7 protein-coding genes and 2 pseudogenes are annotated in these 7657 nt (G+C 67.3%); 4 read left to right on the top strand and 5 right to left on the bottom strand.

Translation table 11 applies throughout. From position 1 onward, the window contains the following. Positions 1-166: 166 nt before the first annotated feature. Positions 167-850, bottom strand: coding sequence for a hypothetical protein (locus IEZ19_RS42665; RefSeq protein ID WP_189316787.1), 684 nt, complete (start codon positions 848-850; stop codon positions 167-169). 383 nt (positions 851-1233) lie between these two features. Here IEZ19_RS42665 and IEZ19_RS51755 point away from each other — a divergent pair. Next, positions 1234-1308 (top strand): annotated as a pseudogene (locus tag IEZ19_RS51755) (dihydrofolate reductase family protein); the annotation flags it as partial. Between the two features lie 134 nt (positions 1309-1442). On the opposite strand, the gene IEZ19_RS42670 reads toward IEZ19_RS51755, so the two are convergent. Beyond that, on the bottom strand, positions 1443-1832 hold the full coding sequence (locus tag IEZ19_RS42670) for a putative quinol monooxygenase (RefSeq protein ID WP_373297142.1): 390 nt from the start codon (positions 1830-1832) through the stop codon (positions 1443-1445). A gap of 87 nt (positions 1833-1919) precedes the next feature. Between IEZ19_RS42670 and IEZ19_RS42675 the strand changes: the two genes are divergently transcribed. Further along, the gene (locus IEZ19_RS42675) at positions 1920-2327 is read left to right on the top strand and encodes a MerR family transcriptional regulator (protein WP_189316789.1); all 408 of its coding nucleotides are present in this window, start codon (positions 1920-1922) and stop codon (positions 2325-2327) included. 2 nt (positions 2328-2329) lie between these two features. Here IEZ19_RS42675 and IEZ19_RS42680 read toward each other — a convergent pair whose 3' ends face one another. Further along, the gene (locus IEZ19_RS42680; protein ID WP_189316790.1) at positions 2330-3256 is read right to left on the bottom strand and encodes an NADP-dependent oxidoreductase; all 927 of its coding nucleotides are present in this window, start codon (positions 3254-3256) and stop codon (positions 2330-2332) included. Between the two features lie 311 nt (positions 3257-3567). Here IEZ19_RS42680 and IEZ19_RS53890 point away from each other — a divergent pair, with 311 nt between their 5' ends. Together IEZ19_RS53890 and IEZ19_RS42690 are read left to right on the top strand one after the other, a co-directional pair. Continuing rightward, positions 3568-3927: a transposase gene (locus tag IEZ19_RS53890; RefSeq protein WP_189316791.1), complete on the top strand. Its 360-nt coding sequence runs from the start codon at positions 3568-3570 to the stop codon at positions 3925-3927. A gap of 166 nt (positions 3928-4093) precedes the next feature. Next, positions 4094-4489: pseudogene (locus IEZ19_RS42690) on the top strand (tyrosine-type recombinase/integrase); the annotation flags it as partial. A 94-nt stretch (positions 4490-4583) separates the two neighbouring features. Here the strand turns inward: IEZ19_RS42690 and IEZ19_RS42695 are convergent. Then, positions 4584-6167: an FMN-binding glutamate synthase family protein gene (locus IEZ19_RS42695; RefSeq protein ID WP_189316792.1), complete on the bottom strand. Its 1584-nt coding sequence runs from the start codon at positions 6165-6167 to the stop codon at positions 4584-4586. Between the two features lie 289 nt (positions 6168-6456). Further along, on the bottom strand, positions 6457-7218 hold the full coding sequence (locus tag IEZ19_RS42700; RefSeq protein ID WP_189316793.1) for a DUF3592 domain-containing protein: 762 nt from the start codon (positions 7216-7218) through the stop codon (positions 6457-6459). Between the last annotated feature and the right edge of the window lie 439 nt (positions 7219-7657).

Raw genomic sequence — 7657 nt, forward strand, 5'->3', positions numbered from 1 at the left:
CCGTGCACAGTCCGACGGGGCCAGACGGGTGGCGGTGGCTCAACCTGCCCGCGGCGTCCCTGACCGTCTCGCGCGCCGCACGGGTGGGGCGCGCCGGATGTCGGACAATGGAACCCCGGCCCGATTACGGCGGGCCGGGGTTTCTCATCGTGCAACTGGCTCGGGACTACCAGTCGTTGCGGTGCTTGATCACCCGGAAACTGCCGACCACTCCGTCTCTGACGTGGATGCCTTCGGTGTGGCGGACGTTCACGCCGTCGCTCTGGCTGTGGGGGCCGACCACGGCGACGGGAGCGCCGTTGTCGCACACCGCCCCGCGGAAGACCTCGACCGTCCGGCGGCTGTCATTGCGGACGTTCAGGGACCTGGCACCCAGGCCGCTGACCACGGTGATGCAGTCGCCCGCGCGGGACGAGTACGACCGCTCATTGACGTGGATCCGACCCTCGAAGTCCCTGTCGTCGTCGTTCCTGTTGCCGTTGTCTCGGCCGCCGTTGTCTCGGCCTCCGTTGTCGTTGTCTCGGCCGCCGTTGTCTCGGCCTCCGTTGTCGTTGTCTCGGCCGCCGTTGTCTCGGCCTCCGTTGCCTCCGTTGCCGCCGTAGCCTCCGTTGCCGTTGCCGTTGCCGTTGCCGTTGCCGTTGCCGTTGCCGTTGCCGTTGCCGCCGTAGCCGTTGCCTCCGTTGTTGCCGAAGGGTGCGCCGACGCCGGCCGGGGCCGCTGCCGGGGCCGCTGCCGGGGCGACCTTGGCCACCGGCTCGGAGGCGGCCGAGGCGTACGTGATGCCGGTCGCAACCAGGGCCGCGGCAGCCGCAAGACCGGCGGTGACAGTCCTGGGACGGGGGGATTTCATGTTGCTGCTCCTGTCTCTGAGACACCGGCTCAGCGGCCGGCATGATTGAACGTACTAATGTCCCCCATACCTGTCATGTCGGGAATATCGGAGAGCTGCTGTTAGGCCGCCGATCGGGGTATTCGCGGCACCCGCAGGCCGCTTCCCTCACGATTGGTGATGCATCAAATCATCGTGAATATAAGCAGATTGACTTACTATTAGCCCTTTAGGGCGATCCTTGACATTCATTCACCCTCGTCTGACAGCGTGTCGCTGCGGACAGGACGAGGCAGGGTGCGGTATAGGGGCTGGCCAAGGCGCGTACAGAACCTTGCACACCGGGGTTGCACGCCACAGGCCGTGCTGCCGCGCGTCGGACGACCGGCCTCGCTGCTCGATGAAGTAGGAGCGTCTCACTCGACGGCTACATCGTCGGGCCGGACGGCGGCTTCGACTGGACGGCGCCCGACGAGGAGCCCCATCCGCGTCGGACGCCGCGGCCACGGCATCCACCGTCGCGGAGACGCTCATGGCCGGGGTGAGAAAGGTGCTGATCCGCATGCTTCTCCGATGCTGGTTGCTGTTCTGTTTGTCGTGGTGTGTCCGTCGGTCAGGCCCGTGGGGACCGCTCGTTGACCGCGTCGTACTTCCGCACCTCGTTGCGCATCACCGGAGCCCATTTGGTGAAGAGCGCCGTAACCTCCGGGGTGCTCAGGTGCCGGTCCAGCGCGTCCTGGGAAGCCCACTGCTCAAGGACGGCGACGGCGCCCGTCGTCGCGTCGTCCAGGCAGAAGGAGATGAGGATGTTGCCCGGGTTGGCGGCCGCGACCGGGTAGGTCGCCTTCGCCTCCGCGACGAACGTGTGGACGTCGACGGTGGGCACGAACACCCGGCCGGCGACGATGAGGGTGGTTTCGGTGTTCGACCGGGGGCCGATGGCGGGTGCGGCGTCCGGAGCCGGGAGCGTCGTACAGCCGGTCCTGTTCTGGAGGTACCGCAGGCCACGCGCTGGCTAAGCTGTCGCCATGCGGTACTGGCTGATGTGCGGGAGGGGCGCCTCGTGACCTTGACGCCTCCCCCTGCGACCATGCGGATCGGAGAACTGGCCCGGCTGACGGGGGCCAGCGCCCGATCACTGCGGTACTACGAGCAGCAGGGTCTGATCCGCAGCGCACGGTCCGGCGGCGGGCAGCGGTACTACGCCGCGACGGAGGTTGCGCGGGTCCACCTCATCCGGCGGCTGTTCGACGCGGGACTGGGGAGCAAGGTGATCGCCCAGTTGCTGCCCTGTGTGGACAGCGACGACGCCGACATCCACGAGGAAGCGTTCGGAACGATGGTCAGGGAACGGGACCGTCTGACCGCCGACATCAGCCGACTCGTCGAGACCCGGGACTCCCTCAATGCCTTGATCGAGGCCAACACCCGGCACCGGCCCGGCGCGGGCCGGTGCGGTCCCCTTCCTGCCGGGGGCGGTCGTCACCGCGACGCGTGAGATCAGGGCCGCATGTCGATGACGAGCTTGCCCGACGCGTGGCCCGACTCGACGAGCGCCAGTGCCTCCTCTGCCCGCGCCAGCGGATAGGTCGCCGTGATGTTGGGATCGAGTCGTCCGGCGACCATCAGCTCGGCGACGCGCTCGAGGCTGCTCCGGTCGAGACGGCGGTGGACCGTCGCGCCGCCGAGCTCGGTGACCGACGGGTCCCCGACGGAGACGAGCGCGTCCGGCTTCGTCGCCAGTGGGGCGATGCTCCGCAGGGAGTCTCCGCCGACCGTGTCGACCACGGCGTCGAAGCCGTCCGGGGCCTGCGCCCGGAGCCGGGCCACGACATCGCCTGCGGTGTACTCGACGAAGGCCGCTCCGGTCGCCGTCGCGCGGTCCCGCTTGGCCGCACTGCCGGTGCCGACCACGACCAGGCCGCGGTCCCGCGCGATCTGGGCGAGGGCGATTCCCACGCCCCCGCCGATACCGTTCACAAGCAGTGACGCCCCAGCGGGCAACGCGAGCTGGTCCAGGACGTCGAGCGCGGTGGTGCCGGCGATGGGGATGGTTGCTGCCCACGTTTCCGGCAGCGCATCCGGTATACGGGCCGTGGATTCGGCGAGCAGCAGAGTTGTCTGCGCGTACGTGCCGGCACCGGTCAGGGCGAATCCGGTCACTCGGTCGCCGACGGCCAGGCCGGTTACCTCCTCACCCACCGCGAGAATGGTCCCGGCCGCCTCCATTCCCAGGACCTGGGGAAAGGGCACGTGCCCGTTCAACTCCAGGACATATCCGGACCGGAGCTTGTGATCCATCGGGTTGACCCCCGCGGCCGCGACGCGGACGAGGACTTCGAGAGGACCGGGCGACGGAACGGGCCGGTCGAAGAACTCGTGGACGTCGGCGGCACCAAAGGTCCGGTACCCCAAGGCTGTGCTCATCGCAAATTCCTTTCTCACTGCCCTCGTCCGGTGCTCAGCCGAGGGCGTCGCCAAGCTAATCCTTGACATCAATGTCAAGTTCAAGCCGGCGTGATGCAAGTAACATCCCTGTACGCGCAGCCACCGGCCAGCACGACTGTCGAGGGCTCTGCCCTCGGAGAAGTCCAGGTCGAAAGTCAAGTCCCGGTCGTCATCGCGCGGCACCGTGCCCGTCTGCCGGGACCGCTGTGAGTCGCTCCCGTCGAAGAGAGCCAGGCTTGATCTAAGGACTTGTCTCATGTGGCAGTGCCGGTGCGGCGTGATGCCTGGCCGTGGGTGTCGATCTGTCGCAGCGGCTTGTTCCTGACGGCCTGTGGGGGCTGGTCGCTCCGTTACTGCCTCCGGTCCCTCCGCGTCCGCAGGGAGGCGGAACAGCACCGCGTGATGAGCGGGCCGTATTCACGGCCGTGGTCTACGTCCTCACCAGTGGGTGCGCCTGGCGGCACTTGCCGGAGACGTTCGGGGTCTCCCCAGCCACGGCGCATCGCCGGTTCACGGCATGGACCAAGGCCGGCTTATGGCGGCGGCTGCACCGCACGGTCCTGGACGAACTCGGCGTCCGGGGCGAGTTGGACTGGACGTCGGCCATCGTCGATGCCGCTTCAGTGCGGGCGAAAAGGGGGGCTCGCTGACCGGGCGGAATCCAACCGATCGCGACAAGAAGGGCAGCAAGCTGCACGGGCTGTCCGAGGCCCAGGGCATCCCACTGGCGGTGGCCGTCTCCGCTGCAAACACCCACGACATCAACGCCCTCAAGCCCTTGGTGTGCGGGATACCTGCCGTGCGCTCGAGGCCAGTCGGGAAGTCCCGGACAACGTCCAGAACGTTCTGCACTGGGTGGCAAAGGCCTCCCGACCGCTCGCGGATCTCGCTGAACCTGCAACAGCCCGTGCCGTACTCGACGGGCTCAAGCTGAAGCTCGACGGCACCGCGGCAGCCGCTGAGATCGTGCGGCGGAAGCGGCGGACCCTCGTCAACGCCGCGAACTACGCGGTCGACCTGGGGGAGCTGCGCGAGAACCCGGTCACAGCGGTTCGCTGGCAGAAGCCCAAGGTCTCGAACCAGGTCGATCCGCGCGTTGTCGCCAACCCGGAGCAGGCCCGCAATCTCCTGGCGGCCGTGTCCTACGCGGGCGGCTACCGACGTGCTCGCGGCCGGCGTCTCGTCGGGCTGTTCGCGGCGATGTACTTCGGTTCGGCATTTCGTGACGGTGACCGGCAGCCGTGGTTCAGACGGTGTGCGTAGCGTCCGCCACAACAGCGCACCCCCGAATCCGTTTACAGGCCTGTCAGACAGTGAAACGGTCGGGATCAGCGGCCTTCCAGTCCGCTGCCCAGGACTCGGGCGGCTCGATCAGCAACTGGCCAGGGGTCAGCCAGTCGTAGAGCTCCGCGTAGGAGCGGACGGTGACCGGGTCCACGCGCCGATGCAGCATGTTCGGGCGCAGTTCGGCGGGTTCACTCACGCCGAGCGAGGCGATGATCTGTAGTGCGCTGTTCACGGTGGCGGACTGGAAGCGGTGGACCCGGGCCGACTTGTCGTCGACATCCAATGCGCGTGAGCGGCGCGGGTCTTGTGTGGCGACGCCGGCGGGGCAGGTGTTGGTGTGGCAGCTCTGCGCCTGGATGCATCCGATCGCGAACATCATGGCGCGTGCCGCATTGGTGAAGTCGGCGCCTTGCAGCATGCGCTTGACGATGTCGGCTCCGGTGGCCACCTTGCCGCTGGCGCCGATCTTGATCCGGTCCCGCAGTCCGGCGCCAATCAGGGCGTTGTGGACGGTGATCAGTCCCTCGGTGAGCGGACTGCCCAGGTGGTCGGCGAACTCCAGCGGGGCGGCTCCGGTGCCGCCCTCTGCTCCGTCGACGATGATGAAGTCCGGCGTGGTGCCCTCTTCGATCATGGCCTTGCACACCGCCAGGAACTCCCGCCGGGAGCCCACACACAGCTTGAAGCCGACCGGCTTGCCACCGGACAGCTCGCGCATTTCGGCGACGAACCGGATCAGTTCCCGGGGCGTGTCGAAGACCTGGTGGTAGGGGGGCGAGATGACAGTCTGTCCCTCGGGAACCTCGCGTACCCGGGCTATCTCGGCGGTGACCTTCTCTCCGGGCAGCACCCCTCCGATACCGGGCTTGGCTCCCTGCGACAGCTTCAGTGACACGCATTTCACGTTGTCGTGAGCAGCCTTGGCGGCGAACCGCGCGCGATCGAAACCGCCGTCCGCGGTGCGGCAACCGAAGTATCCGGTGCCGATCTCCCACACCAGGTCACCACCGTGGCGCAGGTGGTACTCCGACATGCCGCCCTCGCCGGTGTCGTGAGCGAAGCCTCCGAGGGCGGCCCCCCGGTTCAGGGCGAGGACGGCGTTGGCGGACAGCGAACCGAAGCTCATGGCCGAGACGTTGAGCAAGGCCATGTCGTAGGGCTTGGTGCAGTCCGGCCCGCCGATGCGGACCCGGGGTTGCTCCGCCGGCACCGGGCGCGGCCTCATCGACGATTCGAAGTATTCGTAGCCTTCGGCGTAGACGTTCCGCTCCGTGCCGAACGCGATCTCCGCTTCAGTCCCCTTGGCGCGCTGGTAAACAAGGCTGCGCACATCCCGGTCAAACGGGCGGCCATCGAAATTGCGCTCAATAAAATACTGCTGCAATTCCGGCCGGATCGACTCCAGCGTGAAGCGGATGTGTCCCAGCACCGGGTAGTTACGCAGGACGGAATGGCGCTTTTGAAGCAAGTCATAAGTGCCGACCCCGGCTATCCCCGCGCACAACACGGCGACCAGCCACCACCAAGGCGACACAGTCAACGCCGTGACGCCGAAGGAAATGGCGAGAGCTCCAATGAATACGATCACTGCAATTCTGATCATGCGGGGGAACGTACATCCTCCCCAGCGCGCGTCACAAGCGCGGGCAACAGTGTGGAGGTCCTGCTGACCCACTGCGCGAGGTGCCTCGATGGACGGCAGGACGTCGCCAACCGGCGTATCGAGGACCTGCTTCGCGAGTACGACCGTCGCAGCCTGCACATGTCCGAGGCCCCCGGCGTTCTGTCCAGGGGTCTCGTCGTTCCCGGGCCTCATCACTGCGTGGTGGTCTGTCGGTTAAATAGGGCTGGGCTGGAGCGTCGAGGCGTGATCACGAGTTGCGTCGGGCCGCTCAGGCCCTGGGGTGATGGGCGCCCGGCATCTCGCCCGGATCCGATTGCCGCTTGGTACGGAGCACCTCCCTGGTGGTCCCCACCAGAAAGCCCGCTGCGAGCAGCCCTGTCACGATCCCGCCCTGCAGAATTCCGTCGGCCTCATGTCCGTCGAGGTACGTAACATGACGGACCTCGGTGGGGCGCGCCGGGTTGTATACGACGGGTATGTTTACTCCCGGCTTTGCATCGTCTGCCGAGTTGGGCGCGATATCGACATCCGCGCGCACAGGGCCGGACGGTGTGCCGAAGTGCACGGTCACGGAGGTCGCCCAGCCTTCCTCCGACCGGCTGGTGATCCCGACCACGGTTGCGTCGGTCCTGCGGCCATGGTCCCGGAGGTTCGCCAGCACCTGGTATTCCTGACCAGCTTCCCACCCCATGAATCCGGCGAAGGTGGCGAATATCAGAAAGCCCCCGGCAACCAATCGGACTTTGGCCCAGCCAGGAGCGACCAGCCACGATTCCGGGCCGAGCCGCAGCAGCCCAGCCACGAGGTGGCCTGGCGAAGGAACGGCCCAGCCCTGGCGGCGGACCAGCCTGGAGATACCGTCCGCTGCAGTCAGTGCCACCGCCCAGCCGAGAACATAGAGCCACACGGGCCCAAACGGTCCGAATGCTATCCACACCACGATGGCCACGCCGGCCGCCGGCGCCCTCCACCCGAAGGGAGAGCCGTACCTGTCCCGGCTGCCGCTCAGCACGGATTTGCGCTCATCCATCTGCGCCTCCACACCCCGTTACGAGATGAGACTCATCGGCTGCCGCGCTGGTTGCAGTGGTACCTGGCCGTCCCATGCCCGAGGGGCCCTGTCCAGAGGGCTCGTCCGTTTCCCGGCTTCACCTGCGCCGATGCCCCAAGATCCCGTCCAAAGCTCGTCCACGGACCCCGACATACGGCCGCTCCGGGCGGCATAGCGCTGCACAAACACAAAGACCCCGCACTCAGCGTTTTCGCTGGTGACGGGGTCTTTGGGCACCTCATGCAGGGTGCCCCCGGCGGGGGACTCGGAGCATGGGCAGAGCAACGACCGGTGGGCGGGGGCGGACAGCTCGTGATCGAGTCGGTTGTCCGGCTGCATCGGCCGTGAACCGCTTCGCCTAGTAGGGCTTTGTTAGGTCCGGTGGTGGGGTTCGGGGGTTGGTGCGGGTTGGCCGCAT

The organism is Streptomyces brasiliensis (assembly GCF_014647875.1).
Classification (GTDB): domain Bacteria; phylum Actinomycetota; class Actinomycetes; order Streptomycetales; family Streptomycetaceae; genus Streptomyces; species Streptomyces brasiliensis.